Origin of the sequence: Nostoc sp. UHCC 0870, from assembly GCF_022063185.1 — a bacterium.
In the GTDB taxonomy this organism is placed as follows: Bacteria; Cyanobacteriota; Cyanobacteriia; order Cyanobacteriales; family Nostocaceae; genus Trichormus.
This window is the reverse complement of record NZ_CP091913.1, coordinates 4157471-4184036: the sequence shown is the minus strand read 5'-3', so window position 1 is coordinate 4184036 and position 26566 is coordinate 4157471. Positions and strand designations below refer to the sequence as shown.

Here is a 26566-nt window from a genome sequence, read left to right as displayed (position 1 = left end):
ACAGGAATTATCCCTGAAAACAACTAACTGCTTAATGAATTTATCGGATCTACCTAATCTCTCTGTTCCCTTGGTGCTTTTGGGTTTAATTGTGCTGGCGGCGGTATTTTTTAGCTCGAATAAGTTTAAGTGAAAGCACTAAGGAACTTCCTGACTTTTTACGTTATGTGGAAAAATTAATCCAAAACCTAACCCCCTAATCCCCTTCCCTAGTAGGGAACGGAGGAAAATTGGCTAATCTTCCTGAGATAAAGCATCATCATTTAAATTATTAGCTGGTTTATCATCTGACCATTTTTCATCAACTCCAGGAGAGTGAGAAACTATAACTAACTCAGTCTCTTGAGCATGGTTATCGTTCCATTCATCTAAAACATCTTTAATTAATACTTCCTGCACCCAAATTTTAGCAACAACAGTTAACGGTAAAGCTAAAAATAATCCTAAAAACCCAAAGAAAGTTACGAAAAATAATTGCGAAATTAATGTTACTGCTGGTAGTAAAGAAACTTGTTGTGCCATGACAACAGGTGTAATAAAACTGCTTTCCACCTGTTGAATAATAAAGTATAAAATCAAGACAGCAACAGCTTTCCACGGATCATCTAAAAGCGCGATCGCCATTGCTGGAACTACGCTTAGTGTCGGTCCAATATTGGGAATTAAATTTAGAAATCCCGCTAAAACTGCTAAAGCCAGTGCTGCCTTAACTCCTAAAATTGATAAGCCAACAACACTCATTAGTCCTACTACACCCATAGCGATCAGTGCGCCTGTTACCCATCCCTCTAAGGAGACTTCGCACTTATCTAAAATCCCTTCGACTCGACGACGATAAAATGAGGGGAATAGGCGTATAAATACTCTTTGGTAAGCCAAGGGGTCAACTAATAACATTCCTGTTAAAACCAGGACTAGCAACACCTTCAACACAACTTCTAAAGAACCAGAGACGAAAGCAAAAGAACTACCTAATACCCGATTGATGAAGGGCTGTGCTTGTTGGATCAGACTGTTAATATCTGGTATATAGGGAACTAACTGGGGTGGAAGACGAGTTCTGAATTCATTCACCCAAGTATTAAAACGTTTAAACCCTAAAGGTACGCGATCAGTAAGTTCATGGAACTGCTGGGCAAAAGGTGGAACAATCAACCAGAAAAAGCCGATGACGATCGCAAAAAAGATGATCACTGACAGAAAGACAGCAAATCCCCGCTTGAGACCGGCTCGTTGAAAACGCCTGGCTAACCGATTTAAGGTAGTAGCCAAGACGACAGCAGCAAACATCAGTAGCAACACTTCTTTGATTTGCCACAGTATATATAAAGAGAGAACTATGGCGATTAAGCCGATCCATTGACCAAGGTTCACAGGCTGACTCCCAACTTTTGGCTTGATGCGGATTCTTAGCAGTTCCAGTAGGTTAGCTGATTTTTGTGGCTATCGCCTAGAGGTGTTTAGTTAAGTTTGTTTCTGGGTTTGGAATCGCCATGCTAGAGCGATCGCTATCATCACTGTAGGCAATAAAACGAATATTAAAGCAATAGCATCCGTTGAGGGAATCGGTAAACTCGGTGCTGCATACTTAATCAACGCCGATAACAATGCTGAGAGTACCAACAATTTCACAATAAAACCTATCTGATTTTCCATAAGAGTACGGCAATACACATTTGGCGGTGGGGTGTCTACTAATTTAGGCTGCATTATCTAATATCTACAATAATTGTAGGTAAAAAAAGCGATCGCCTTCTTGCAGAGCGATCGCTTTCTTTATAATTTTGTATTTAACCTATTCGCACTCAGCACTCCCCACTAATCCGGCTTCCTCGCAATAATTGTCCGGTGGCGGGGGTCGCTGGGAACTGTCACAGGTTCTAGGAAACCTACTTCTTGCAGTGCTGTCTCAACATCAAAAATATAATATTGGTCACTCCAAGGCTCAGTGCTTTTCATGAGAGTGAACAAGACAGGGGGTAAATTTTGGATTACAGGCGATCGCGGGTTATTATCTACCAAGGCAATATAACCACCAGGTCTGAGTAACCTTTTTGCCTCCGCGAAAATTTCCTGGCTGGCATAACTGGGAAGTTCATGGATGACAAACTGGAGAGTTACCAAATCAAAGGAGTTATCTGGTAAACCCGTGTTTTCTGCCCTACCATGAATCCATTCGGCTATCTCACTATTAACATCTCTAGTCCTAGCTACAGCCAGCATATGAGGGGACAAATCCAAACCCACTGTGCGAACTGGATATCTTTCCCGGCTTTGATAATAACGGTGTAATGCCAAAGTAGATACACCGACAGAACAACCAATATCTAAAATATCCCTAACTGGCTGAGGTGCGTATGTCCCCAAAGCATCATGAAAAGTACCTCTGAGTCTAGCATGGGCATCTTGCCAAGTCAGGTTTTCTTGTGGCCATACCCGCAACGCCATCGCATAGGTAGCCGATTCCGTTTCAAAGGCAGCATCCCAACACAGATTCCCCTCAGAGTAAGCATGAAAAGGAACTTTGTAATAGTCGGGATAAACAACACGCGGGTTAGTCACGGCTGCTAACAGTTGTTTTTCTACCGATGCTTGGAGTGCCTCATAATTTTTACGCCAGGGAATCCCATTTTTTTCAGCCGTTTTGATCAGGACTTGCCTAGCTTGGTGTTTCATCACACCGTAAATGGGTTTGCTCTGAATTAATAGATTAACAAAATTGGAGAGTAAACTTTCACCAGCCCAATCTGGCTTGCTTTTGTTGTTCATCAGCGTAAATTCTAGTGAGGCGATAATAGCAACTGCCTATATTGTAGAGTTAGCGCAGGGTAAAGCGATATCCATAGCGTTTCCTAATCAAATGAGATATATGATAGCCCCCTCCTCGCAGGCGGGGGAGCAGGGTGTGATATATATGATAGCCCCCTCCTCGCAGGCGGGGAGGGGGTTGGGGGTGGGGTTCTTGTACCTCACTCAACATATATATGAGGATTTTAGCCCAGCCTCTGTCAGGGAACGTCGATCGCTTCCCATAACTTAAATGATATTTTCGTCCTGTTGACAATCAAAAACCACCACAAAATCAGCATCAGGGATGAGTTGACGCAAATTTCGCAAATAACCTTCTGCATGAGAACGACTGCGGAAGCTAGCAACAGTCAGTCTTTGCATATCAGGTAGTAACCGCGCAATCACCCAAGAATTTAGGAGTTCTTTGTTAACAATCTTCAGACTTTTTAATGCAGAATCTTGATAGTTGATATTTTGATTCATGATCCAGCTTTGATATAAATTGTTACGGTACGATTTCGTTTTATACGTATCGCACCTGATTTTTCCTAATTTGGGGATTTTGCTTATACACTGAATATGTAATTTCAACCTCACACTATTTCTATGAAGCCGCAGCAAGACTACACCACTGCAACCCGTCCCGGCGATCATGGCACATACACTGCTACCCATCTACCATCAATATGTAATTGTCATAACTGGGGAAGAACACCGGATCAAGCCCGTGGCGAACTTATCTACGTTGTAGAAATGATGCAACCAGAATACGAAGAACAAGAACGTTCTCTATTTGAAAACGTTGAAACATTCTTTTTAGAAGAAGAGCGTCATCAACTAGCATAAATAGTTTCATCACCTCTTCACTTTTTAGAGTGTAGACCATCGCCTATTTTATAGCTTCAGATACATCAAATCTAGAGTCAGGCGATCATCATTTTTGACATCAGGAATTAATTACATGAGCAACGATGCTCCGCACCAGTAGGCAATCGCATCTACTTAAATCAGCTATTATTTGATACTTATTCTTAAGCCCTTGCCACGAATCGGTTTATTCTTGGCAAGAGCTTATCTAAAAAACTTAATGGATGCCATTACCCTTCAAAAGAAATTAAATTTGGCATCCAACTCCAATTTTTTACAGTATTAACCAAACCAGTGAGATGGTTCAGAACTAGGCTCAACTGATTCGCATAGGTAATGGCTAATCCAAGCTGATTTTGCTTGAAAGATAGCGTAAATGCCTTGATGAATCAAATTTTGGACGTGTAGTTGTTGCTCTAAAGGACTTCGAGGTAACTTTTGATTGACCTGGCTTTCTTGATCGCAACTTGGCGGTACTAGTTGTAATTCAGCTACTGCACTATAAAAGCAAGGAATTCGGTTCAGGACAAAAGCAATTAACTCTTGTCGTAAATCAGGAATTGCAAACGCTTGTTGATAAGGATAGTATGAGTATGTATCTAAAACATTTTCAATCTCTCCTAGGACTGATTGCTGTGTTAAATTCACTACTGTTTTCATAAGTTTTTAATCCTTTTTTATCTTTTTTTGGCACTTAATAGGTGTAGATAATCAAGTCTGTTAATAGCCAGCTTTCACTGCTAGCTACTAAGCTTCCGACCATAAACGAACTTTTTATTTGGGTAGAATACCACGTATATGGCTCTACTAATTTTTTAGGAATTTGATAATTTTGGCAGCATAACTAATGAGCAAATACTCTAAGTCAATAAGTAAATTACTGACTTTTCACATTTATATTTTAATTTTTCCAAATTTATGAGATTTTGATGAAAATCTACATAAAACTAATCATAAGTAATTTGGGATCAAGATAAAAGCAGGATAAAAGCATTAATGACTGTGAACGAATAGGTAAAGTGTAACCCTCATGAATATGAATATTCTTTATGCAAAATCAGAATACACCTCTGCATATGAATTTGACATGATCATCTATAGATTCTCTTAAACACTATTATTAGGCTTAAAAAAAATTAGTAAGTCACAACAATGACACTTACTATATCGAGCAACCAGTCTAACGATAGATGCAATAATTAGGGAAAATCTTTGAAAAAGTTCACATCTGGCAAGATTAAATTTTCTAAATTCTGGTTAATTTCTTGAGATGCGCCAAACCCAGACAGCATCGCACCTTCTGCAAGATTACCACCACACCAATCTCCACAGCAGACTAAAGGCAAAGCCGTCTCAGCCTTGAGAATCTTTTCTGGCCAAGGAATACTAGGAAAGGCATAACGCCAACGATGTACCTGCATCCATTCAGGGGTATCCAGCCAAGGAAGTTTTAAAATTGTGGCTGCATATTGCAACATCTGTTGTCCTGTAGGTTGTAAGTCTAGTGATTCTAGATGCAATTGGGCAAAACTAGCACTACTTTGCACCACAAATACAGGTTGTGAAGATTGATGACGCTTGCTGCTGTCTACACCAATCCATCCCAAAACAGCATTATCTATCAAGCTGACAGCTTTCCAATCTGGTAGAGTTTGTAATCCAGCAGGATAGCCACTCATGACACTAATACAAGGATAAAATTCTACGGAACTTAAATTTTCCAGAAAATTTTGACCCAAAACACTTTCACCTAATGGTGCTAGCAGCATCAAAGCTTGGGGTGCAGGAATAGCCATGACTAAAGCTTTAGCAGTTAATTCCTCACGGCTGGATTCGAGAGTGATCCGCCAATGGTTTTCATCAGTGAGGTTAATAGCTGTAACTCGCTGGTTGAGCAAAATATTTAAATCTTGAGCCAGGAATTTAGCGATCGCACTCATCCCCGCAGGTGCAACATAGCGAGGGCGAAGATTTTGGGGTGCAGATAAACCAGTGTGTGTAGTGAACTGATAAACTGTATCTGTCCAGACTTCTAAGATATGGCGATCGCATAATAAATCTACAAGACTGGTAAATAATTCACCTTTGGGATTGAGATAACAAGCACCATGATCTGCTCTAGTTTCATATAACCTACGGGTAGCAAGTCTTCCTCCTAAACCACGAGACTTGTCCACAACCACCACTGAATATCCGGCTCGACTTAGCTGCTGGGCGCAGATTAACCCTGACATACCCGCACCAATTACTACAACATCAGTCACGTCGCTTCACTCCGAATTAAATACGCCTAATTTGTCACCTAAAGTCATTAGCACTTGTACAAAAAACTACTATTGACTACCAAAAGCTAATAGTAGAATAGGTTACAGATACGCTGTTTGAAAAGGAGGAAGGGAAATTGGATGAGCTGAGGGCGGCGTTAGAGTTAGCAACCGAAGATGAATTGCAAGATTTAACCGCAATTCTGTTTAGCCGTAAGTTTAATCCTTTAGATTATGTTCAGACACCTGAACCAATTGAAGTCCAAAGCCAGAACCACCAAGCTTGGCTAGATTCATTAGAAAGTCGTTTTCGCTTTTTAGCCGCCGATGGGATGACGGTCTTACGGGGACAAACAGACCAGATGACTTATCGTCAAGCACTGATTCAAGTCTGTAAGTATTTAAAAATTCCCTATTCTCAAGATTTAACAACCATTGATTTAGAAGCAGAAGTATTTTTGTATTTGCTGGGACAAGTTTGGAAAAAATTACCAGAAAATGAAAAGCAAAAATTGACTTTTCAATTGCAGAATCAGATGGTGAAGTCAGAATTGACAGAACCGTTACCACCTTTATTACAACATGACCCCTTGAGCTTATTGTTCAAAGGTGGTAGTGCTTTGGCTGTCACATCTATTGTTAAACCATTGCTTTTGCAACAAATTGCTCGTCAATTTGCTCTCCACTTTGCGACATATGAAGTAGCCAAAAATGCTGTAGTTGCAGGCTCTCAAGCAGCAACTACACAGTTTCAAAGCTACGTGACTTTGCAAATGGCGCGGCGAGGTATGACCTTGAGTGCAGCTCGATATACAGCCGTTCGCGGTATATTCGCAGTCGTGGGGCCGATGATGTGGGCATGGTTTTTTGCAGATTTAGGTTGGAGAATGATTACGACTAATTACGGTCGGATTATCCCCACTGTGTTTGCTTTGGCTCAAATTCGTCTTACCCGTAGCGAATCTTGGGAGATAGCTTGAAGTCAGCTGTTTATCATCCCAACCCGAATTTGCAGTTACCTTGGAATTGCCTGCAAATCGGTCTACTAATATTCCCCCTAAGTCCTTTTTTGGGATTTGTGGCTATAGCTGTGGCCGCACTGCTCACTTGGATAAAACAATACCGCACGATAATTCGCATTCCCATTAACCGTGGGTTTGCTGTATTCAGTGTCTTATTGTTTATATCTGCTAGTTTTGCCCTGGATAAAACGGCAGCTTTTGTTGGGTTATTTAATTTATTGCCATTTTTATGGTTGTTTGCTGGTTTAACCGCACTAATTCAAAGTATTGCTCAATTAAGACGCATAGCTGAGATTTTTGTAGTTGCTTCTGTACCAGTCATAATTATGGGTTTTGGACAGTTGTTTTTTGGCTGGACATTACAGTTACAGGTTTTGTGGGTTTTAGTCGATGTAGCGATCGCACCCGGCGGAATACCCCCAGGCCGAATGTCCGCTATTTTCATGCACGCCAATATTTTTGCGGCATATTTAGCAATTGTCTTCACCCTAGGATTAGGTTTGTTGCTGGAACGGGGACTGGGTATCAGGAATAACAATAAATCCCCACTCCCTACTCCCGTTCGGCTGACGCTCACGGCGGAAGCCTACTTCTTACTCCCCATCATCTTAATTGCCGACTTCGCCGCCTTAATTTTGACTAACTCGCGTAATGGATGGGCGATCGCCATTATTGCCTGTTTAGCTTTTGCATTTTATCAAGGTTGGCGGTTGTTGGTGGTTGCTGTGTCTGGAGTCGTTGCTAGTGTCCTGTTGGCAGCTTTTGCCCCTAACCCCATTGCTCAACTCTTCCGCCGCATCGTTCCTGCCTTCTTTTGGGCAAGGTTGAACGATAATCTCTATCCAGATAGACCAGTGGCCTTAATGCGAAAAACCCAATGGGAGTTTGCCTGGTCTTTGACTCAGCAACATCCCTGGACAGGATGGGGATTGCGTAATTTTACAGCCCTCTATAAAGCCCACATGAACATTGATTTAGGTCATCCCCATAATTTATTTTTGATGCTATCTGCGGAAACTGGATTACCAAGCACTTTGTTATTTTGTGGCTTACTAGGCTGGATATTGTTTACAGGTATCCAACTTTTACAAAACTCTCACATTCCCAATAAATTAATCTTTTTTAGTTATCTTGTAGTTTTTGTGGAATGGTTGCTATTTAACACTGTTGATGTTACTCTTTTCGACTTTAGATTAAATACCATCTCTTGGTTATTGATGGCAGCTATTTGCGGCACTGTATATCACTCCAATCAAGCTCATCATAAACAGACAAGCAATCAAGATTAACTGAGTAGTAAGTTTAACTACTAAATAAATTGATCACCGCAGTTGATTTTCCGTGGTTACACTGCGGTTATTTATAGGTTGTAGTTAATAAGATGATTACATTCACGTTTGTGACTGTGAGTGTGACTAACCTAAATTAGTCACTGTTGCTGATTGTTGGGAAGGTGTAGGGACAACCCTTTGGGGTTTTTCCTGCATAACGGGCATCTTTTTTAAGATGCCATTTTTTATGTTTATTTTTTGTTAGTTAATCGGCATCTACCTCTATGAAAATTCCCCATCTAAATTTTATAATCTTACTATCTTCAGCCAGCATCTTTGGGCTAAATTTTGCTATTTCTCCACCAGCTAAAGCTGCCATTAGCTGTGAGAATGGTACTATTATGCGTTATTCTAATGGTTCTTTACACACCTGTATTATTAACCAAAATACAACATTACAACTATCTTCTGCTTCAGGAATATCTACTTTCCCATGTAAAGCTCAAAATTATATATATTTTGATGAAAAAGGTCAATTTCAACGTTGTAAACTAGCAGAAGATATTCAAATTAGAATAGGTAGTTCCCTAGAAAAATGCCCGGCAGACTTTTGGATAAATGTTTCTATATCTGATGCAGGAAATCAATCAATTACTTGCCGACAAGATTAAAAAAGTAGCAGAGATACTAACACCGCTACGCAAAAGTCAAAATCAAGAGGGGCATCAAATTTGAATTGAGGGATAACCAAGTTTGTAGTAAGGACTTTAGTCCTTAGAAAAATCAGGACTAAAGTCCTTACTACGAACCGTCAACGGTAAAATAGGTGTGTCAATCATGAACGGAAAAACACCCAAGTAGCCAATCTGTATGCTTACAACATCTGAATTTTTTCAATATACTCAATGGTCGGGTATTGCCACACTGGTATTTGCTGTTTTGGCAATACTCGCTTTTCTGTTTAAATGGGGTATCCGCTTTCGGCTAGTAGGTATAACTGGCTTTATGTTGGTGCTGACTGTTGGTTTATTTTCGCTGTCAATAGTGCCTTTGAGTCGTACCGTGATTCCAGGTTCAGCTAAATACACCCTAGTCTACGATAATGGTTCAAACCAAGCAGTAATCGCCATATCACCCCAACTTTCACCTGAAGAAGTAGAAGCTACACTACTTCAAGCTGCGAGTAACCTCTATTCTTTTGGTCGTTCGGGTAGACAGGGAGATAATCAGCTAACAGTTCGGGCGCGTACCATTATCCACCCAGAACCAGGTCTTTCTATACCACTTTACCTGGGTGACGTGAAGCGATCGCTCGCTAATCGTGAAGATCAAGATTTGACAGTCACAATATATCCAGAAAAGTTTGCTCAACTGCCAAAATCTGATGCTTAACTACCAATAGGGTAGGGAGAATTGACACTCGCGCCCTTTTGCGAATCTGCTTTTCTCCGTTAAACTAAACTTGCTCAAATCTACTCGAAGACTTAAGGCGTTAGCTTCCTGTTTCACTCTGGTAATGTCGGCATTATCCAGTCCACAGGCTTAAAATCGGGTGTAACTCACCCTATTTTTCAGTTTTTGATTGAGTGAGAAACTTCGCTACTTTACTCCCGTATTTTCAGCCATTTAAAACTTCTGGGTTTTCTCAGTTACCTTGCTACAGGATGGCTACTCTTAAAAGTTTTGTACAGGTTCTCAAGCCTTAATTTTTTTAGCTTGGTTCTCGCTTATGCTAATTATAGAGGATTTTGAGTAAATTTGAGCAGGTTTTTGAACACTTTTTAAAACCCAACCGGATAAGATGGTAAAATTTCTCCTGGCAAAGTTAATTCACTAAACCAGATGTCTATCCCCGAAATTACGCAAACCTTACTCGAAGCAAAAAAAGAGAAAGGACTCAGTTTTGCAGATTTAGAAAAAATTCTCGGACGGGATGAAGTATGGATTGCTGCTGTATTCTACCGTCAAGCTAGTCCCTCTGAGGAAGAGGCTAAGTTACTGGTAGACGCATTAGATTTAGCACCAATTTATATTCAAGATTTGACCGCATACCCAGTCAAGGGTTTGGGGCCAGTTGTCCCAACTGATCCACTCATTTACCGCTTCTATGAGATTATGCAGGTCTACGGCTTCCCAATTAAGGAAGTTATTCAAGAAAAGTTTGGCGATGGAATTATGAGTGCGATTGACTTTACCTTAGATGTAGAGAAAGAAGTAGATCCGAAAGGAGATCGCGTTAAAATCACTATGTCCGGTAAATTTTTACCTTACAAAAAGTGGTAGTCTTTCAGCCATAACAACTCTTTCAACTCTGCTTTAACTCACAGCCAACAACAACCACAACAATCATCAACTTTAAACCTTATTACACGCAACAGCACGGACAAGCATACTTAGGTGACAGTCTGGAAATTATTACCAGCATCCCAGACAACAGTATTAACTTAATCCTCACTTCACCACCATTTGCTTTAACGCGCAAAAAAGAATACGGTAACGAAAGTTCAGATAAATATATCGAATGGTTTTTACCTTTCGCCTACGAATTTAAAAGAGTCTTAGCAGAAAATGGCTCATTTGTTTTAGATTTAGGCGGTGCTTATCTTCCTGGTAATCCTGTACGGAGTATCTACCAGTATGAACTTTTAGTCAGACTGTGCAAAGAAGTCGGCTTTTTTCTGGCGCAAGAATTGTACCATTATAATCCAGCACGACTGCCCACCCCCGCAGAATGGGTGACAATCAGAAGGATTCGTGTCAAAGATGCAGTAAATATAGTTTGGTGGTTGTCAAAAATACCCAACCCCAAAGCAGATAATAGAAAAGTTTTAAAGCCATATAGTCAGAGTATGAAACGCTTACTTAAAAATGGCTATAAACCTCAAATTCGTCCTAGTGGACATGATATTTCTGATAAATTTCAAAAAGATAACCAAGGCGCAATTCCGCCAAATTTGCTAGAAATCGCTAACACTGAATCTAATAGTGTTTATTTACGACGCTGCAAAGCAGCCGGAATTAAACCTCATCCAGCAAGATTCCCTCAAGGATTTGCTGAATTCTTCATCAAGTTTTTAACTGATGAAGGTGACATAGTTCTAGATCCATTTGCAGGTTCTAACACCACTGGTTTTGTTGCTGAAACTTTACAGCGTCGATGGATTTCATTTGAGATTAAAGAGGACTATCTTTTGGGAAGTCGTTATCGATTTGGTAATTAGTTAATAGTCTATAAGTCATGAGGGAATAGAGTTGATTAACTGTGGAATTTGGACTATTAACTCTAAACAGCAGATTCAAATTTCACCGTTTACTTGCATTTGATGAACCTGATCTGCTAATTCTTGACGACCTTGATCATCAAGCTTATCTATCGCTAACATTCCCATGAGAATTACCTCTTTTAGGGTTAAACGGGTCGAATGTGCTTGTTTTTGCACCGTTTCTTTGATAATTGGACTTACTCCAATTGCTGTACTAGCTCTAGCCACAAAATTACAGGGACAAATCAATTACTTCGCCTAAATCTTAGCACTTCTTACTAGCTTATTTATAAATAGAACTGAATTTAAATGTGTCAGAACAGATAATTAATTGTTTGAACGGAGAAAAATCAGTAGATAGTAGTATTTAATACCTGTAAATAATAATTTAGGCAGAAATATTATTGATAAGTATTTATACTACTAACTATGCCATTTCCTGAATCTGGTATGTATTAATCCGTTTTGATTTTTGTATTCCTTACGTGAGCGTAGTTATACTTACTTACGTCAGTAGTGACTGGGTAGCAGTAAGTAGGGAATAGGTAAGGATGGGGTTAAAAATATTATTTTATGACCTCTATCTCGTCTATTGAGGACTTCCAGATAAAAATATCCTTATGTAGGTGCGTCAGAGGAAATAATTGGGTAATAATGAAGAGATTTTCGACATTTGACGCGGACTAAAAGAGAGATGCTTTAAAGAATTTGTAAATTGTCAAAGATAATATTGTTAACCCAGTTTACAGAACTATACATCATACATAAGAATGATATTTTAACCACCGTAAATTTTCCTGAATACGCACAATTAACAATGTCAACAGGAAAAGCAGTAATTAGAGGAGAAAAAACGCGATGAGGGATTCTTATCTGTTGGCAGCAGGCTTGTTAACAGGATTGGCAATACCAGCATCAGCTATTCCACAGATGTCAATTCTATTGCCAGAAAAGCATAGCACTCAGTGGAATACAAAACAAGCCTCGCAGACAATAACAGATGCACATCTCCTCAAGCCTGACATATCGACACCAGAATTTAGCTCTCAAGTGTCCCAGCCTGGAGAAAATTTACGCCCACCATTAGGGAAAAAATTTTTTCCCCAACAGATCAACCTTTCCTTACCAGAATTGAGTAGCCAACTGTTACCCTCTTCAGAGGCTTCAGAACCAAGGGCGAGAGAAAAAAAACTTGCTAGTGGGGATGTTACTTCGCCGCAATTGACCAATCAAGAAGTACCAATATCACTAGATTCATTATTCAATCCCAGTAATCAACCAGCGAATGCACTATTAACGTCTGGGAATCAACTTTACTATCAAAGATTAGCAGCATTAAAAACAGGTCAGATTTACACCCGTACAGATATTGATAACTTCCAAGGATTAGGGGAGTCAAGGGGAAAACAACAACTAACTTACGAAGACTGGAAAAGTTTATTAGCTTTAGAAGCAAAAGCGATCGCGCAAGGTCAAGGTAAAAACCGTCTTAGTATATTAGTTGGTGATTCCTTAAGCCTGTGGTTTCCCAGACAAAAACTGCCTACTGGTAAATTATGGCTAAATCAGGGCATATCTGGAGATACTTCTGGTGGTATGGTGACACGACTAGGCAGCTTTTCACAAACCCGCCCTGATGCAATCTACATCATGGCTGGGATTAATGACCTAAGAAAAGGTATGAGTGACGAAACAATCTTGCGAAATCACCGCCGGATGATGGGTAGCTTACGAAAAAATCACCCGAAAGCTCAGATATTCGTTCAATCCATCCTACCGGCTCACGTATCCACAATTTCTAATAGCCGTATTCGTCATCTCAACACTAGAATTGCTCAGATTGCCAAACAAGAAGGAGTTAATTACTTAAATATTCATCATTGGTTTACAGATGCTGATGGCAATTTGCGTTCAGATTTAACCACAGATGGAATACATCTGTCACCAGATGGTTATGATATTTGGCGATTTGCTCTCCAGCAAGTAGAATTCAAACTCTCTCAAACTAGAAACTGAGCATCTTACTAGGCGATCGCAAGCAGATTTATGGAAGCTACTGATAAAGATTTTATTGCTATACGTGCTGTTATAGAAAGCCAACTAGAAGCATTCCAAAAAGATGATGCTCAAGCTGCTTTCGCTCTTGCTAGTCCTGGAATCAAAGAGCAATTCCAAACCCCAGACCATTTTATGCAGATGGTGAGCTTAAGTTACCCAGCTGTTTACCGTCCTCGCTCGGTATTTTTTGAGAAAATTACTACTATTCAAGACAATATTACTCAGCCAGTATTACTACTAGCACCTGACGGTATGCCCCTGCGAGCCTTGTATTTTATGGAAAAACAACGGGATGATACTTGGAAGATTAACGGTTGTATTTTAGTCTCTGTGGAGGCGGAGAGCATCTAGGGGATAGGTGACAGGTGACAGGTGATAGGTGACAGGGGACAGGTGATAGGTGATAGGTGATAGGTGACAGGTGATAGGTGATAGGTGATAGGGGAAAAGAAAGCTGGGGAAGCAGGTAGAGAAAAATACAATGCCTAATAATACCCACTCACTACTCACTACTCACTACTCACTACTCATTACTCACTACTCACTACTCACTACTCACTACTCAGCACTCATTACTCAGCACTCATTACTCAGCACTCACTACTCAGCACTCACCACTGTCTTAAGGACTTGGTTTAACTTACCACTGCGATAACCTTCTAAATCTAGGGTGACGTAGATAAATCCCAAGTCTTGAAATGCAGTGACTACAGATTGTAAGTCTGTCAACATGACAAAATCTTTAATTTTTTCTGGTGATAATTCAATCCGTGCTGTATCACCTTCAGAACGGACGCGCAAATTTTGCCAACCTAGCTTTCGTAGGTAAATTTCGGCTCTACCGACGCGTTGTAACTTGGCTACAGTAATCTCCTCACCGTAGGGAAAACGGGAACTGAGACAAGGTTGGGCTGGTTTATCCCACCAAGGTAAACCAAGCTGCTGGGAGAGTTGGCGAACTTCTAATTTAGTTACACCAATTTCGGCTAAAGGCGATCGCGCACCTCGTTCTTTAGCGGCTTGAATCCCTGGGCGATAATCATGCAAATCATCAGCATTTACCCCATCGATCACATAGGGATAACCCAACTCTAAAGCCAAAGGTTTCAGGTTGTCGTGCAGTTCACTCTTGCAAAAATAACAACGGTTAACAGGGTTAGCAGTGTAATTGGGATTTTCCATCTCATGAGTCTGGATGATTTTGTGAGCAATCCCAATAGTTGCGGCTTGAATTTCAGCATCCTCTAGTTCTTCTGGTAGCAGCGAAGGTGAAACAGCCGTCACAGCCAAAGCGCGATCGCCTAACACATCATAAGCAATCTTAGCCACCAAAGTGCTATCAACACCCCCAGAGTAAGCAATCAAAGCCTGCTCCATCTCTGCAAATAATAATTTTAGTTTCTCTAGTTTTTCTGTCAGCATTTTAGTCATTAGTCAAGTCGCTTCGCTCCAATTCAAAATTCAAAATTCAAAAAAGGTCAATGAGGTACAATCTACTCTGTCCCCTATCACCTGTCACCTGTCCCCTATCACCTGTCCCCTATCACCTAAACTATACTTACCTACTAAATCAGCCAAAAGTGATAAGTCAAGAGGTTTAGAAATATATTCATTAAATCCTGCTGTGAGACAGATTTCGCGATCGCCTTTCATGGACATTGCAGTTTGGGCAATGATGGGAATCTGCTGATATTCTGGTTTTTCTCGTAACTGCTGTACCAAATCAAGACCACAGCTATCTTGTAAACGTATATCCATTAAGATAACATCTGGCTGTTTGTCTTTGAGTACGTCCCACATTTGTGCTTCATTCTTCACCCAGGTTACTTGATAACCTAACTTACTTAGATGAATTTGCATCAGTTCACCATTAGGTAAATCATTCTCCACCAGCAAAATTTCGTTGGAAGTGCTGGGAGTGATTGCTAAAGGTTGAGAAGATGTTGCTTGTTCATCCTCCTCGATTTCTATAGGTAACACTGCTCCCATCGGCTTTAGGGGCAAAATGATTGTAAAACGAGAACCAGAATCAACTTCTGATTCCACCTCCACATAACCATGATGAATTTCTGCCAGTTTTTGCGTCACGGCTAAACCTAAACCAGTACCTTCATTTTGGCTAGGGGAAGAATTGGGAATTTGAAAATAAGGTTGAAAAAGTAGTGTTTGGTTTTCTTTGGATATGCCAGAACCTGTATCCCACACTGTAAAATGCACCAGTGAATCTTGCCGTGTCACCTGTAACCCCACACTACCTTTGTTGGTAAATTTTAAAGCGTTAAACAGCAAATTCAATAGCATTTGCTTGAGTCGTAAAGGATCAGCTACTAGGGTGGTGACTTCAGGATCTATTTCCAAAGACAATTTCAACCCCTTATTACTGGCTTTTTCTTTGATGAGGGTGAGAACATTACGACACAATTCTGGCACATCGACTTTTTCCCATTGCACTTCTAGCTGGTTAGCTTCAATTTTGGACAGATCCAAAATATCGTTAATCAAAGCTAGGAGGTGTTTACCACTGGACTGAATAATATTTAAATACTCACGTTGACGTTCTCTCGTAGGATCGTAGCCTTGGGCTAAAAGCAAGTGAGTAAAACCAATAATCGAACTGAGTGGGGTACGGATTTCGTGGCTGGTGTTGGCTAGGAACTGGTTTTTGAGTTGATTTGTCCGCTTTAATTCTTGATTAGAGTCTACAAAATGCTGCGATCGCTGCTGTAAAGATTGTATATGTTGAAATTGAACTAATGTTTGAACGCAATGCTTGGCTGCTTTGGTCATTAATTGCGGAATCAGTTGCATTTGTGCGGTTGTCAGTTTACTAACAGCCATTAGTAACCATCCAATCACTTCACCGGATTCATCATTCAATCGCCAAGCTTGAGGCGGTTTTTGCGTTTCTAAATCATGTAAATCTTTAACTTTAATTTCTGTTTGCAATTTCAATGGCAGTGTTTTGCCATTTTTCAGCATCAATTCTACAACTGGGGCTTGTGAATCAACAGATGGTGGGCAAGAAATATAGTAAACTTTACCAACTGTATCTTGTGGTTGGCATAGAGCAATAGCTACCCCGCTATTGTTTAAAGCCATGCTGATCTCCTTCGCCACAGTTTGCCAAATTTCTGCTTCTGGGCTGTTGGTTTGGGCGACATCTGTCAAAACAACAAGCAAGCAATCATTAAGGCGGCGTTGTAGCTGGTTCAAGCTGCGTTCCAGCCATAACTCAGCGCGAAGTTGTTGGATTGTGGCATCTACCTGTGAGTTTTGTTCTGGTAAACTTGAATACTGCTGCATGGTCAACTAGACCGTTGAACAATTTTAATTACGCAAAAATTGCGAACAAGATTCTATGTATATTAGCTCACAATTCTTTTTTGTCGATAAATCATAAATTATAGTGTCGATAATTACTGCACGACTAAAAATATTATCTGCGATTAAACCATTCCAAATAAATATTAGCTGACTTTATTTAGATCAAACTATGGATACACAAATTATTCAACTTGTTGTCAATGGCATTGCTGTGGGTAGCATTATTGCTTTAGCCGCAGTTGGACTGACACTTACTTACGGGATTTTACGGTTGTCAAATTTTGCCCACGGTGATTTTTTAACTTTAGGTGCTTATCTGACTTTATTTGTAAATACTTTAGGGCTAAATATTTGGCTGTCAATGGTATTAGCAGCAGTCGGTACAGTATTAGCAATGATATTATCCGAGAAATTACTGTGGTCAAAGATGCGCTCAATCCGTGCTAACTCTACGACGCTAATTATTATTTCTATTGGGCTGGCTTTATTTCTGCGGAATGGGATTGTTTTAATTTGGGGTGGCAAGAATCAAAATTACGATTTACCTATTATCCCGGCTTTAGATATCTTTGGTGTCAGAGTACCGCAAAATCAAATCTTGGTCTTGGCTTTGGCAGTGGTGGCAATTTTGGCACTGCATTATCTGCTGCAAAATACGAAAATTGGCAAAGCGATGCGCGCTGTGGCTGATGATTTAGATTTAGCCAAAGTATCTGGGATTGATGTCGATAAAGTAGTCTTGTGGACTTGGGTAATTGCCGGTACACTCACATCTTTGGGTGGCAGTATGTATGGATTAATTACTGCTGTGCGTCCCAATATGGGGTGGTTTTTGATCTTACCCTTATTCGCCTCAGTCATTTTGGGCGGAATTGGTAATCCTTATGGCGCGATCGCCGCAGCTTTTATCATTGGTATCGTTCAAGAAGTCAGCACTGCTTGGCTGGGTTCACAGTATAAGCAAGGTATAGCCCTATTAATCATGATTGTGGTGTTGCTCATTCGTCCCAAGGGTTTATTCAAAGGAACGATTTGAGCAACACGAAATTACCAAGCCCCGTTGGGGGGGTGTAGGGGTGTAGGGGTGTAGGGGTGTAGGGGTGTAGGGGTGTAGGGGTTTAGGGGTGTAGGGGTGTAGGGGTGTAGGGGTGTAGGGGTGTAGGGGTTTAGGGGTTTAGGGGTTTAGGGGGAAGAAAGAGCAGCCAACCTAACCCTTGGGTTAAAAGCCCTGCTCCTTGGAACAAGGGTGTTGGGTTCTTTATCAATCCCCGTCCAAACACCTTCAACCCTTACACCCTTACACCCTTACACCCTTACACCCTTACACCCCTAATTACTCCACTGCTAACTAGTCAATAATGTGGAAGTAATAGGCTGCTACCAAAAAGTTAACAGCTAGTAGCAACAATGCCCAACCTGTACGGAAAGTATATGGAGGTTTAGCACCAGAGTCAGCGACGGCGGGACTTGTAATTTTAGCCATAGAGGCGATACTCCTAAATGTTATAACTTTCTCAGAAATACCAAACAGAGGAGCAAATTATCAAAATTCTTTAAAAATATTTGTGTAAAGTGAGAGATTGGAATTATATCCTCCAGTTGAATGGAGGATGTGCTATCACGGCTGATCCCAATTATCCCAAATCGAACAGTAACAATTCTGCACCAATGTTAGTGCCGATCTCTAACTGTTCTTCGCTGTTGATTTGCACCCCATCACCGGCTCTGAGTTCTTCCCCATGCAAAGTTGCAATACCTTCAGCAATTTGTAACCAAGCATAACGATTTGGTTTGACGCGATAATTGACCACATCACCAGGTTCTAAAACAGATGCGTAGATATATACATCTTGGTGAATCGTTACAGCACCATTCCGTCCATCTTTAGCTGCAACTAGCCGGAGTTGACCACGTTTTTCTTCTGGGGAAAAGGCTTTTTGTTCATATCTGGGTGATAGTCCTTGCTGATCAGGTAAAATCCAAATTTGCAGCAAGTGGAGTGGTTCAGTTTGGGAGGGATTAAATTCGCTGTGGTGAATCCCAGTACCAGCACTCATAATTTGGACATCCCCAGGACGAATGACTGAACCTGTACCCAAACTGTCTTTATGCTCTACTGCACCTGATAGCACATAGGTGAGAATTTCCATGTCACGATGACCGTGGGTAGGAAATCCCGCACCAGAAGCAATACGGTCATCATTAATCACCCTTAAGCTACGGAATCCCATACGGTTTGGGTCATAAAAATTGCTGAAGGAAAATGTATGGTAGCTATCAAGCCAACCAGTTTGACTATGACCGCGATCGCTGCGACCATGAACTAGATAATTAATTGTATTTGGAGACATATATTTCCCTCACTTTTAAAATGGGCGTAGAGATTTGGAAAGGAGAAATTTTTCTTCTTTGTTGTATTGTTAAATTACTAAAGTTTGTTGTCTGAGTTTGAACTATATAAATAGTAAGATATGGCAATATAAAATGAAAAGTACGCACTTAAAGGTGGCGTACTTACTAAAAGGATACTATAGACTTATAACAGCAAAAATTCCCCAAAAATATTTATCTCAACACAGCTTTTTGTTGAGTTTTAACACTAGACATACCATTTCCTTCCTTAACTGCTGATGCTTGCAGATGCGCCTCTAAGAACCACAGTCGCTTGTCAATGGTGCGCGAAATTTCTGTGTATAGGTCAGCAGTATCAGCGTCGCCTAAATCATCAGTTTTAGCGATCGCTCCTCGGATATGCTTGGCATAAGGTGCAAAGCGGTCTGCTAAGGCTGCTACGTGTTCTTGACTATCCAAAATATCAAAGGGATATTCTGGCAAGATAGAGTTTTGAGCAGCCGAACGCGCTGTACCAACAGCATATCCACCCAAAGCAGTGACTCGTTCTGCCACCATATCAACAAACTCTTCCAATTCGCCTGCAAGTTCATCAAACAATTCGTGTAACTGATAAAAATCAGTTCCTTTGACATTCCAATGAGCTTGTTTGGTTTGAGTTTTCAAGTCCAAAGTAGCTGCTAAAGTTTGGTTGAGGATAGCGACGATTTGCACCCGCACTTCAGCAGGAATGTCTATACGGGTGGGGTACAGACGTGTTGACAGAGTATTTTGACTCATGTTTCTACCTAATGACTTGTCGGAATTCACTCTATAGATACTATGGCGAATAGGGTGTTGTCCGAAACTCCCGGATGATAGATAGGGATTATGGAAGCAAGAATACTGACGACAGATGGCGAAAATAGCTTTTTGTGCTATTTTATTGTCAGTTTAGCCATAAATTTAGCTGTGGTGGTTATTTATGAAACTAAATGTACCACCAAACAGGCGATCGCAGATAGTATAATTTTGCCAGAATAGGGAAGTGTCCCCAGTCCCCTTAAATTTTGACTTGTTCTCTGTACGCTCTCGGTGTGATACCTATGAGCTTGCGAAAGACGTTGGTGAAGTGACTTTGACTTTGAAAGCCAACTTGTTGACAGATTTTTTCTATAGATTGATTGCTTTGAGACAAGAGTTTTTTTGCTCGCTCAATTCTGCAATTCATCACATACTGATGTGGTGCAAAGCCTGTTGATTGTTTGAACAACCGTGAAAAATGGTACATACTCATATCTACCACTGCTGCAATCTCTGCCAAAGTTAAATCTTGGTTGAGGTTATCTTGAATGTAGGCGATGGCTTGTCTGAGTTTCCAACCAGAAAGACCTTTATCCCTAGAGTAATGAAGACTTGTTTTATTAGCTGCACAATAATGTTTGAGGAGGTGAACACAAAGCGTATTGGTCAGAGATTCAATATAAACATGGCTACCATCACCATTAGATTCCAATTCTGATTTGAGTGCTAGCCCAATTTGATGAATTAATGGATCTGGTGCTGCAAAACGGGGTTTAATTTCAAATTCTTGCCAATCTCCTGTTTCTATAGCAATTCGCCTCAAAAACGCTGGCTCTAGACTAATGGTGATAAACTCTGCTTCCGATTGCCAGCGTGATATGTGATTGATATGAGCAGGAATAATTGCTACGTCTCCGTTAACTATATTCTCTTGTTGAAAATGTCCGTTAAATAATCTCTCTGCTTGGATAACTTGCGGCTTTAAGCTAATACTAATAACGTGTTGTTGAATGATATGTTCTGGAGTTTCGTGTCCAGGCTGTTGGTGAACATCAAAACGTAAACCTTCCCATTGGGCATGGTAACTAGAAATCAGGGGCGATCGCGGCAGAATTTCCCCATAGGAATCTTCTTGAGCTAGATCAACACTCAGGATTTTCTCTTCCGACATCATTCTCACCCACAAGGTTTTAGGTTTCAGCGTAAAAAATTTATTTAATCTCTCAAGCAGCTTGATGATAGTTTGTTAAATCAGGTATCTATGGAAATTTATCAATAAAATAATACTTAATCAACTTGCGACTTACTGCTTAATTATATATTAAGATATTTTGCGTAATATTGTTACCAAAAAGGGTTATTAATAATGAATTACTATGTTATTTACGATGGTAACTGTAATCTCTGCGTGACTCTAGTGCAGTTACTAGTACAGTTCGGCGTAAATGAACATACAATTTCAAACGAGCAAAAGCCTTGATATACGAAACTGAAGCTGAGGTGATGGCTTATGCTAGGGCATTAGATAGCGGTAAAGCCTTGTTACACGGCAATGCAGCCGAAGTTATATTGAACGCGATCGCAAATTACATTGAACTTAGAAAAGCCAGCCGTCATAATAACCAGCACAACCAAACCAAGGAATTAGACATTACAGCTAGGACTTGGGACGAGATGCGGAAATTCGCCAAGTTAATCAAAGCTTAATCCCTTAAAATCAAGGTTTTCCAAGGGGATATTAGCCCAGTCTAGGCAAGATTTAGTCAATGGTTCTGTATAGAGTTGCCGAAAGAAGTGGGTGACGAGGGATTTGAACCCGCAACCAATAGATTAAGAGTCTACTGCTCTACCGTTGAGCTAGTCACCCACGCAAACAATCATAATAGCAATATTATAGTTAATTCGTCAATATTAAGTCAACTGATGATTTATGATTTAGCAGATTGGGGGAATGTAATGATAAATCTAGTTTGACTGGCAATACTTTCTACAAGAATCGAGCCACCCAAATGTCTGACCATTTTTTTAACTAAAGCCATTTCTAAGCCTGTGCCACTATATTTCCAGGGGTCATTTTTGCATAGATGGTAGAACGGCTCGAATATGCGAACTTGGTCATGGATGGGAATTTCTAATCCAGAATTGCTGATACTGAGTTGTATTTCTGCGGGTGTTGTCTGAGCAGATACTGTAATTGATTCTCCTGGTGGTGTGTATTTGCAGACATAGCTGAGTAGTTCGGTGACAATTCGCTCTAGTTCGGTAATATCGGTTTCTAAGGGAGGTATGACATTAGCAATATCTAGTTTTAATTGCTGTCCTTGACAGCTGGTGAGGTCTAAAAAAGATTCGACAATGGGGGTAAGCCAGGTCTGTAAGTCAATGGTGATGAGTGTTGGGGGTTCGGGTTTGGTTTCTAGATGGATGAGTGTGAGTACATCGTTAATTAGCCTACTTTCTCTACTACACTCGTTATGTAGAATCTGTAAGAGTTGGGGTACGATTTCAATATCTAATGTGCCGTTGGGTAAGAGAATACTTTCGAGGGTTTGAGCGGCTAGACTAATATTCGTTATGGGTGTTTGCAGTTCATGGGAGAGGTTTTTGAGAAATTCTTGAGTGAGGCGTTCTTTGTTTTCTAGTTTGTGGATTCTTGCTTGTTTGCTAGTATTGAGACGTGTTTGCCGGATAGCGATCGCACATTCATGGGCTAAAGTTTGTACTAGGCCAATTTCTAGCTCACTAAACAGTTGTTGTGTGGGTTTGATTAACCAAAGATTACCCAGAGTCCCTTGCTGATCGAAAATAGGACAAGCTAGCTGGGTAATTACCAGTAATTTAGGATGCCATCCAGGGACTATTTCTACAGAATGGAAATGTTGTTTTTGCAATAGCGGCTGATAAATTTCGCTCAAGTCTTGTGGTTTCCTGCTGATTCCCTGGTATGTAGGCTGGTTAGGTGCATACTCACACACAACACTGGCGACAGTGCAATCAGAGTTGTAAAGTTCGATATAGCAAGACTCTAGTTGTAGTAACTTGGCTAATTCTTGAGTAAGATGAGCAAAAATTTGCATTTCATCTTGACGGTCTCTAATTTGTGCCGTGATGCTTAAAACTAAGGCTTGAAACCTTTTTGTCTGCTGGAACTGGTTTTGATGTGCCTGCTTTTGTAATGCTAGTTCGTTTTTGAGATGTTTGATTTGCTGTTGTAGTTCTCCCTGCTGGGTAGCAATTCCTAGTTGGGTGGCTAGCTGTTGGAGTAAATCAATTTCTATTTGTTGCCATTGGTGGGGTTCATGGCAATATTGAGCAATTAATAACCCCCACAAATTTTGTCGTGATAAAATTGGGACGACTAGATGCGCTCTGACTTGCAACGAGTCTAAAAAGTCTCTTTGGCAAGTGTTTATCCCACTGGCATAAATATCTTCAATGATTTCAGTGCAACATCGCCCGTGATGTTCTTTGTGCTTGATACTTAAACAAGGATCTTGGAAGTGTTTACCCAATAGAGAAATATCAGGGTTTGCTGTAGCTTCGGCAATTACCACTCCATTTGGGCCAGTTTGCATCTGATAAATGAGGATGCGATCGCAATTTAAACACTCTCGCACATCCTGAGCAGTTTGATGGAGAATTACATCTAAATCTAAAGACTCGTGAATTCTTTGGACAATTGCTGCTAATAGATGTTCTCGTTCAGCTTGGATTCCCCTGGCTTGGGCTACCTGTTTAGCAGGGGTGATATTACTACTAGTGCCAATGATGCGACAAATTCTAGAGTTAGCATCCCGCAATGGCGTAAGCGTTGTACTCCACCAAGTCGGTACTCCCTGAAATTGTAAGCATTGTTCGTAAGATATAGTTTTACCCAAGCGCACGCAATTAGCGTAACGCTGACGAACCTTAGCAGCATCTACGGGGGTGAGAATATCTTCTGGTTTTTTACCCCGCAAATCTTGGGAACGTATACCTATCCATCGCTCATGGGTAGGATTAAGTGCTACATAACAAAAATCTCCATTCTCTAGGACATCCACCACAAAGATAGATGTCTGCACAGAGTCATACATACTTAATAGTAGCTGTTCACCACTACTTTTTTCGTCTACTGCTGTGCCAAAAATCAGATGAGCATGAGATTCTTGCTTCAACTCGACGGTAGATTCTACTGAATTGATATTCATGCGAGAGTCCCTGTTCGTTATTAATGACTCTTTGAGGCACTTTATTGAAGAATTTCGCCTTTAGAAAATGCTTCTAGTGCCTCAAGCGAATTATTGTTGGTTTTGCTGATGATATTTGAGCCTTGCTTTAATTCTTATCAGAAATCTAGGCAAGTTCATAGCAATAAGCTTAACAGATCCTACGTCGTGAAGCTGAAAACCCATTTGTAAGCTAGGGTAATTTTATTGATTTTCTTTTGTGAATATTTAATTAATATTGTTACATATACTTAAACTATATGAAAGCATTAAATTAATTAATGTTACGTTTCTTAACAAATTACCTATTTACCAGTCTATAAGCCGTCATACCTGTGAGAATAGCAACCATTAGCCAAGTAATAGCTAACCCTACCACTTCACCTAAAAATAAGCGAGTTAATCGGTGTAATGTTATTCCTACAGCATAACCAACAGGTAAAGCTACAGCCCAACTTAGAGAGCTAACTATAATCCATTGCCAAGCCCAAGATACCGACTGACGAATTGCCAAAGATTGAGCTAGGCTAATAGCAAAGCCGCCAACTGCTCCATGTATTGCCCCAAAGTAGAGTCTTAAAGGCAGAATATCAGAAGAGTGTACACTCCAACCAACTGCGCCTATGCCTATAGTTGTGAGTAACACCCAGGCTGCTAAAGTTAATATAATCCACTTGATAGTGAAGATAGTTTCTTTAAGGATAAGACTTTGAGGTAATGCGATCGCTAATCCTCCAATTGCTGCTTGTACTACGCCAATCTCTCCTCGTTCGCCAATTTCAATCCAGAACAAGCTTCCCAAAAAACCGCCAAAATTAGCTAAAATCCATAACAGCATAAATTTTAACGGGGTTTTGGCAGAGATGATAGGCATCAAATTTTATTGATATTTTGGATAAAAGTAGATTAATTGAAAGTGTTGAGCAATCATATCCCTGTCACCTGTCACCTGTCACCTGTCACCTACTTCCTCCCTATCGTCAACGGTCTTTTTGCCTTAGCTGCAAACAACTCACCAAAAACCTTGCGTCGTTGTTGGGGTGATTCTGGTGCGATGTAACCCCACAAACTTTCCCAGTAAAAAAAAGATATACCAAAAAATTGGCGATCGCGCACTGCTTCAATCTGTTCTTGAACCTGTGCAATTTTCACTGGAGTAGTTAAAGTACCAGTAGAAATACCAATAGCTACAGGTATTTTAGTCCGAGCAAACTTTACAGCAGGCTGTTCTAGTTCTTTAATAAAACTGCTTTTATCACTGCGATAAACCTGCAAAATCAACTCATCTACAAACCCTTTTTTTACCCAACCTTCCCAATCTTGCAAGTAGTTTCTATAGGCAAAATCTTGTGAATTAGGAGACAAAGATATTTTGATATTAGGTTTTATCTCTTTGACAACTTCATAGATTTCTCCCATAAACCCAGTAAGCTTATTAGCACGCCAAATCATCCATTCTTGGTTAAAGTGGTCAATTGGTGGGGTTTTTCCTTGATGTTCTTTTTGATAAAGTTCAATAGTAAATGGGTCATAGCCAAACTGTACTGGCATTCCAAAATGATCATCAAATTGAATACCATCTACATCATAATTGCTAACCACTTCTACCACTAACGATAAAATAAACTCTTGCACTTCTGGATGGAAGGGATTCAGCCAAACTAATTTATTTGTAGGCTGATTATCAAGTTTTCTTGGCAAAATCTCACTAAGAGTTTTCGCACCATTGCTTCCCATTGTTAACCAATCAGGATAACGCCTAACTAATTCTGAGTCAGGTGGGGACATAAAACCATATTCAAACCAAGGAATGACAGTTAAACCTTTAGGTTTGGCTAGTTTCAATAACTTTGTCAAAAAATCTTGGTTGCCATGTGCAACATTCAGTAAAGGCTGAACATCACTACCTGTAAATAATTTGGCTGCATTGCTTTTATAGAAAGTATGTCCTCGATTCCAAACTACAGGATAAATCGTATTAAAATTGAGTGCTGATAATTGATTAACAGCGCGTTCAATACCCCAAGGTACAAATAGTACACCACTGGCAACATTAGTTAGCCAAACTCCACGAATTTCTGTTGTAGTTGGTAAGCTATTTTTCTGTTGATAATCTGAGAGTGAAGGGTCAGAAAATATTGTTAAGGACAATATAAGTTGTACACACAGCACATAAAACAAACAAAGTTTAGCCAACCGATTCATTTGTGGTTTTGACTTCGTTGGGTAGAGATATTTATCAAGGCGGAATAAATCATGATTTTTCTGGATAATGTAGAAATATCATAATAATCTGACAAAAGAAAAAGTGCCAAATAAAAACTTGTCACTTTATATCTTCGCTTGAATTTAGTTATTGAGTAG

General features: G+C 40.2%; 28 protein-coding genes, 1 tRNA gene and 1 pseudogene. 13 read left to right on the top strand and 17 right to left on the bottom strand.

The features are described 5' to 3' along the window. Positions 1–234 precede the first annotated feature (234 nt). From L6494_RS17590 to L6494_RS17575, 4 genes are all read right to left on the bottom strand, one after another. Positions 235–1374 carry an AI-2E family transporter gene (locus tag L6494_RS17590; protein WP_237988981.1) on the bottom strand — a complete coding sequence of 380 codons (1140 nt, stop codon included), beginning with the start codon at positions 1372–1374 and terminating at the stop codon, positions 235–237. A 90-nt stretch (positions 1375–1464) separates the two neighbouring features. Then, positions 1465–1656: a hypothetical protein gene (locus tag L6494_RS17585; protein WP_237996114.1), complete on the bottom strand. Its 192-nt coding sequence runs from the start codon at positions 1654–1656 to the stop codon at positions 1465–1467. A 162-nt stretch (positions 1657–1818) separates the two neighbouring features. Next, on the bottom strand, positions 1819–2769 hold the full coding sequence (locus L6494_RS17580; protein WP_237988980.1) for a class I SAM-dependent methyltransferase: 951 nt from the start codon (positions 2767–2769) through the stop codon (positions 1819–1821). Positions 2770–3036: 267 nt separating this feature from the next. Next, positions 3037–3273 carry a hypothetical protein gene (locus L6494_RS17575; protein ID WP_237988979.1) on the bottom strand — a complete coding sequence of 79 codons (237 nt, stop codon included), beginning with the start codon at positions 3271–3273 and terminating at the stop codon, positions 3037–3039. A gap of 123 nt (positions 3274–3396) precedes the next feature. Between L6494_RS17575 and L6494_RS17570 the strand changes: the two genes are divergently transcribed. Next, positions 3397–3636 (top strand): hypothetical protein, encoded by a 240-nt coding sequence (locus L6494_RS17570; RefSeq protein WP_237988978.1) that lies wholly within the window; start codon positions 3397–3399, stop codon positions 3634–3636. Between the two features lie 303 nt (positions 3637–3939). On the opposite strand, the gene L6494_RS17565 is transcribed toward L6494_RS17570, so the two are convergent. Together L6494_RS17565 and L6494_RS17560 are read right to left on the bottom strand one after the other, a co-directional pair. Beyond that, on the bottom strand, positions 3940–4317 hold the full coding sequence (locus tag L6494_RS17565; RefSeq protein ID WP_237988977.1) for a hypothetical protein: 378 nt from the start codon (positions 4315–4317) through the stop codon (positions 3940–3942). A 539-nt stretch (positions 4318–4856) separates the two neighbouring features. Then, positions 4857–5921, bottom strand: coding sequence for an NAD(P)/FAD-dependent oxidoreductase (locus L6494_RS17560; protein WP_237988976.1), 1065 nt, complete (start codon positions 5919–5921; stop codon positions 4857–4859). Positions 5922–6058: 137 nt separating this feature from the next. Here L6494_RS17560 and L6494_RS17555 point away from each other — a divergent pair, with 137 nt between their 5' ends. From L6494_RS17555 to L6494_RS17530, 6 genes are all read left to right on the top strand, one after another. Then, positions 6059–6901, top strand: a complete 843-nt coding sequence (locus tag L6494_RS17555) for a YaaW family protein (RefSeq protein ID WP_237988975.1) — start codon at positions 6059–6061, stop codon at positions 6899–6901. Continuing rightward, complete coding sequence (locus L6494_RS17550; protein ID WP_237988974.1) at positions 6898–8232, top strand: O-antigen ligase family protein; 1335 nt, start codon at positions 6898–6900, stop codon at positions 8230–8232. The genes L6494_RS17555 and L6494_RS17550 overlap by 4 nt, the downstream gene beginning before the upstream one ends. Positions 8233–8498: 266 nt before the next feature. Next, the gene (locus L6494_RS17545) at positions 8499–8885 is read left to right on the top strand and encodes a hypothetical protein (RefSeq protein ID WP_237988973.1); all 387 of its coding nucleotides are present in this window, start codon (positions 8499–8501) and stop codon (positions 8883–8885) included. A 199-nt stretch (positions 8886–9084) separates the two neighbouring features. After that, positions 9085–9606 carry a Ycf51 family protein gene (locus L6494_RS17540; RefSeq protein ID WP_237988972.1) on the top strand — a complete coding sequence of 174 codons (522 nt, stop codon included), beginning with the start codon at positions 9085–9087 and terminating at the stop codon, positions 9604–9606. 450 nt (positions 9607–10056) lie between these two features. After that, positions 10057–10497: a cyanase gene (gene cynS / locus L6494_RS17535; protein ID WP_237988971.1), complete on the top strand. Its 441-nt coding sequence runs from the start codon at positions 10057–10059 to the stop codon at positions 10495–10497. A 62-nt stretch (positions 10498–10559) separates the two neighbouring features. After that, positions 10560–11435: a DNA-methyltransferase gene (locus tag L6494_RS17530; protein WP_237996113.1), complete on the top strand. Its 876-nt coding sequence runs from the start codon at positions 10560–10562 to the stop codon at positions 11433–11435. A gap of 75 nt (positions 11436–11510) precedes the next feature. On the opposite strand, the gene L6494_RS17525 is transcribed toward L6494_RS17530, so the two are convergent. Next, positions 11511–11723: a hypothetical protein gene (locus L6494_RS17525; RefSeq protein WP_237996110.1), complete on the bottom strand. Its 213-nt coding sequence runs from the start codon at positions 11721–11723 to the stop codon at positions 11511–11513. Positions 11724–12335: 612 nt separating this feature from the next. Here L6494_RS17525 and L6494_RS17520 point away from each other — a divergent pair. Further along, positions 12336–13493 carry an SGNH/GDSL hydrolase family protein gene (locus L6494_RS17520; RefSeq protein WP_237988970.1) on the top strand — a complete coding sequence of 386 codons (1158 nt, stop codon included), beginning with the start codon at positions 12336–12338 and terminating at the stop codon, positions 13491–13493. A 30-nt stretch (positions 13494–13523) separates the two neighbouring features. Next, positions 13524–13886 carry a DUF4864 domain-containing protein gene (locus tag L6494_RS17515; protein WP_237988969.1) on the top strand — a complete coding sequence of 121 codons (363 nt, stop codon included), beginning with the start codon at positions 13524–13526 and terminating at the stop codon, positions 13884–13886. Positions 13887–14135: 249 nt separating this feature from the next. On the opposite strand, the gene larE is transcribed toward L6494_RS17515, so the two are convergent. Together larE and hrmK are read right to left on the bottom strand one after the other, a co-directional pair. After that, positions 14136–14957, bottom strand: coding sequence for an ATP-dependent sacrificial sulfur transferase LarE (gene larE, locus L6494_RS17510; protein ID WP_237996109.1), 822 nt, complete (start codon positions 14955–14957; stop codon positions 14136–14138). A 93-nt stretch (positions 14958–15050) separates the two neighbouring features. Next, positions 15051–16838, bottom strand: a complete 1788-nt coding sequence (gene hrmK / locus L6494_RS17505) for a hybrid histidine kinase/response regulator HrmK (RefSeq protein WP_237988968.1) — start codon at positions 16836–16838, stop codon at positions 15051–15053. Positions 16839–17028: 190 nt separating this feature from the next. Between hrmK and L6494_RS17500 the strand changes: the two genes are divergently transcribed. Further along, positions 17029–17895: a branched-chain amino acid ABC transporter permease gene (locus L6494_RS17500; RefSeq protein ID WP_237988967.1), complete on the top strand. Its 867-nt coding sequence runs from the start codon at positions 17029–17031 to the stop codon at positions 17893–17895. Between the two features lie 312 nt (positions 17896–18207). On the opposite strand, the gene L6494_RS17495 is transcribed toward L6494_RS17500, so the two are convergent. The 3 genes from L6494_RS17495 to dps all read right to left on the bottom strand — a co-directional run bounded on the left by L6494_RS17495 (position 18208) and on the right by dps (position 19991). Continuing rightward, entirely contained in the window at positions 18208–18342 is a 135-nt protein-coding gene (locus L6494_RS17495) for a photosystem I protein PsaX (RefSeq protein WP_237988966.1), read from the bottom strand. Positions 18343–18493: 151 nt separating this feature from the next. Beyond that, the gene (locus tag L6494_RS17490) at positions 18494–19210 is read right to left on the bottom strand and encodes a pirin family protein (RefSeq protein ID WP_237988965.1); all 717 of its coding nucleotides are present in this window, start codon (positions 19208–19210) and stop codon (positions 18494–18496) included. A gap of 214 nt (positions 19211–19424) precedes the next feature. Next, positions 19425–19991, bottom strand: coding sequence for a DNA starvation/stationary phase protection protein Dps (gene dps / locus L6494_RS17485; RefSeq protein WP_237988964.1), 567 nt, complete (start codon positions 19989–19991; stop codon positions 19425–19427). 90 nt (positions 19992–20081) lie between these two features. On the opposite strand from dps, the gene L6494_RS17480 reads away from it, so the two are divergent. Beyond that, positions 20082–20234 carry a hypothetical protein gene (locus L6494_RS17480; RefSeq protein WP_237988963.1) on the top strand — a complete coding sequence of 51 codons (153 nt, stop codon included), beginning with the start codon at positions 20082–20084 and terminating at the stop codon, positions 20232–20234. Between the two features lie 19 nt (positions 20235–20253). On the opposite strand, the gene L6494_RS17475 is transcribed toward L6494_RS17480, so the two are convergent. Further along, positions 20254–21168: a helix-turn-helix domain-containing protein gene (locus L6494_RS17475; RefSeq protein WP_442946964.1), complete on the bottom strand. Its 915-nt coding sequence runs from the start codon at positions 21166–21168 to the stop codon at positions 20254–20256. Positions 21169–21360: 192 nt separating this feature from the next. On the opposite strand from L6494_RS17475, the pseudogene L6494_RS30980 reads away from it, so the two are divergent. Together L6494_RS30980 and L6494_RS17470 are read left to right on the top strand one after the other, a co-directional pair. Next, positions 21361–21423: pseudogene (locus tag L6494_RS30980) on the top strand (thiol-disulfide oxidoreductase); the annotation flags it as partial. 47 nt (positions 21424–21470) lie between these two features. Further along, positions 21471–21701, top strand: a complete 231-nt coding sequence (locus L6494_RS17470) for a hypothetical protein (RefSeq protein ID WP_237988962.1) — start codon at positions 21471–21473, stop codon at positions 21699–21701. A gap of 88 nt (positions 21702–21789) precedes the next feature. Here L6494_RS17470 and L6494_RS17465 read toward each other — a convergent pair. The 4 genes from L6494_RS17465 to L6494_RS17450 form a co-directional block, all read right to left on the bottom strand. Further along, positions 21790–21861: transfer RNA gene (locus L6494_RS17465), tRNA-Lys, on the bottom strand. Positions 21862–21922: 61 nt separating this feature from the next. Further along, positions 21923–24184, bottom strand: a complete 2262-nt coding sequence (locus L6494_RS17460; protein ID WP_237988961.1) for a GAF domain-containing protein — start codon at positions 24182–24184, stop codon at positions 21923–21925. A 319-nt stretch (positions 24185–24503) separates the two neighbouring features. Beyond that, positions 24504–25076 carry a hypothetical protein gene (locus L6494_RS17455; RefSeq protein ID WP_237988960.1) on the bottom strand — a complete coding sequence of 191 codons (573 nt, stop codon included), beginning with the start codon at positions 25074–25076 and terminating at the stop codon, positions 24504–24506. A gap of 89 nt (positions 25077–25165) precedes the next feature. Continuing rightward, complete coding sequence (locus L6494_RS17450; protein ID WP_237988959.1) at positions 25166–26407, bottom strand: glycoside hydrolase family 10 protein; 1242 nt, start codon at positions 26405–26407, stop codon at positions 25166–25168. Positions 26408–26566: the final 159 nt, after the last annotated feature.

What these genes read in the sequence shown, in the direction of transcription:
- L6494_RS17460 (WP_237988961.1), bottom strand. Translation starts at nt 24,184, where the DNA reads ATGAATATCAATTCAGTAGAATCTACCGTCGAGTTGAAGCAAGAATCT.
- L6494_RS17500 (WP_237988967.1), top strand. Translation starts at nt 17,029, where the DNA reads ATGGATACACAAATTATTCAACTTGTTGTCAATGGCATTGCTGTGGGT.
- larE (WP_237996109.1), bottom strand. Translation starts at nt 14,957, where the DNA reads ATGCTGACAGAAAAACTAGAGAAACTAAAATTATTATTTGCAGAGATG.
- L6494_RS17495 (WP_237988966.1), bottom strand. Translation starts at nt 18,342, where the DNA reads ATGGCTAAAATTACAAGTCCCGCCGTCGCTGACTCTGGTGCTAAACCT.
- L6494_RS17585 (WP_237996114.1), bottom strand. Translation starts at nt 1,656, where the DNA reads ATGGAAAATCAGATAGGTTTTATTGTGAAATTGTTGGTACTCTCAGCA.
- L6494_RS17455 (WP_237988960.1), bottom strand. Translation starts at nt 25,076, where the DNA reads ATGCCTATCATCTCTGCCAAAACCCCGTTAAAATTTATGCTGTTATGG.
- L6494_RS17565 (WP_237988977.1), bottom strand. Translation starts at nt 4,317, where the DNA reads ATGAAAACAGTAGTGAATTTAACACAGCAATCAGTCCTAGGAGAGATT.
- cynS (WP_237988971.1), top strand. Translation starts at nt 10,057, where the DNA reads ATGTCTATCCCCGAAATTACGCAAACCTTACTCGAAGCAAAAAAAGAG.
- dps (WP_237988964.1), bottom strand. Translation starts at nt 19,991, where the DNA reads ATGAGTCAAAATACTCTGTCAACACGTCTGTACCCCACCCGTATAGAC.
- L6494_RS17475 (WP_442946964.1), bottom strand. Translation starts at nt 21,168, where the DNA reads ATGATGTCGGAAGAGAAAATCCTGAGTGTTGATCTAGCTCAAGAAGAT.
- hrmK (WP_237988968.1), bottom strand. Translation starts at nt 16,838, where the DNA reads ATGCAGCAGTATTCAAGTTTACCAGAACAAAACTCACAGGTAGATGCC.
- L6494_RS17540 (WP_237988972.1), top strand. Translation starts at nt 9,085, where the DNA reads ATGCTTACAACATCTGAATTTTTTCAATATACTCAATGGTCGGGTATT.
- L6494_RS17570 (WP_237988978.1), top strand. Translation starts at nt 3,397, where the DNA reads ATGAAGCCGCAGCAAGACTACACCACTGCAACCCGTCCCGGCGATCAT.
- L6494_RS17515 (WP_237988969.1), top strand. Translation starts at nt 13,524, where the DNA reads ATGGAAGCTACTGATAAAGATTTTATTGCTATACGTGCTGTTATAGAA.
- L6494_RS17490 (WP_237988965.1), bottom strand. Translation starts at nt 19,210, where the DNA reads ATGTCTCCAAATACAATTAATTATCTAGTTCATGGTCGCAGCGATCGC.
- L6494_RS17480 (WP_237988963.1), top strand. Translation starts at nt 20,082, where the DNA reads ATGGAAGCAAGAATACTGACGACAGATGGCGAAAATAGCTTTTTGTGC.
- L6494_RS17520 (WP_237988970.1), top strand. Translation starts at nt 12,336, where the DNA reads ATGAGGGATTCTTATCTGTTGGCAGCAGGCTTGTTAACAGGATTGGCA.
- L6494_RS17450 (WP_237988959.1), bottom strand. Translation starts at nt 26,407, where the DNA reads ATGAATCGGTTGGCTAAACTTTGTTTGTTTTATGTGCTGTGTGTACAA.
- L6494_RS17580 (WP_237988980.1), bottom strand. Translation starts at nt 2,769, where the DNA reads ATGAACAACAAAAGCAAGCCAGATTGGGCTGGTGAAAGTTTACTCTCC.
- L6494_RS17545 (WP_237988973.1), top strand. Translation starts at nt 8,499, where the DNA reads ATGAAAATTCCCCATCTAAATTTTATAATCTTACTATCTTCAGCCAGC.
- L6494_RS17575 (WP_237988979.1), bottom strand. Translation starts at nt 3,273, where the DNA reads ATGAATCAAAATATCAACTATCAAGATTCTGCATTAAAAAGTCTGAAG.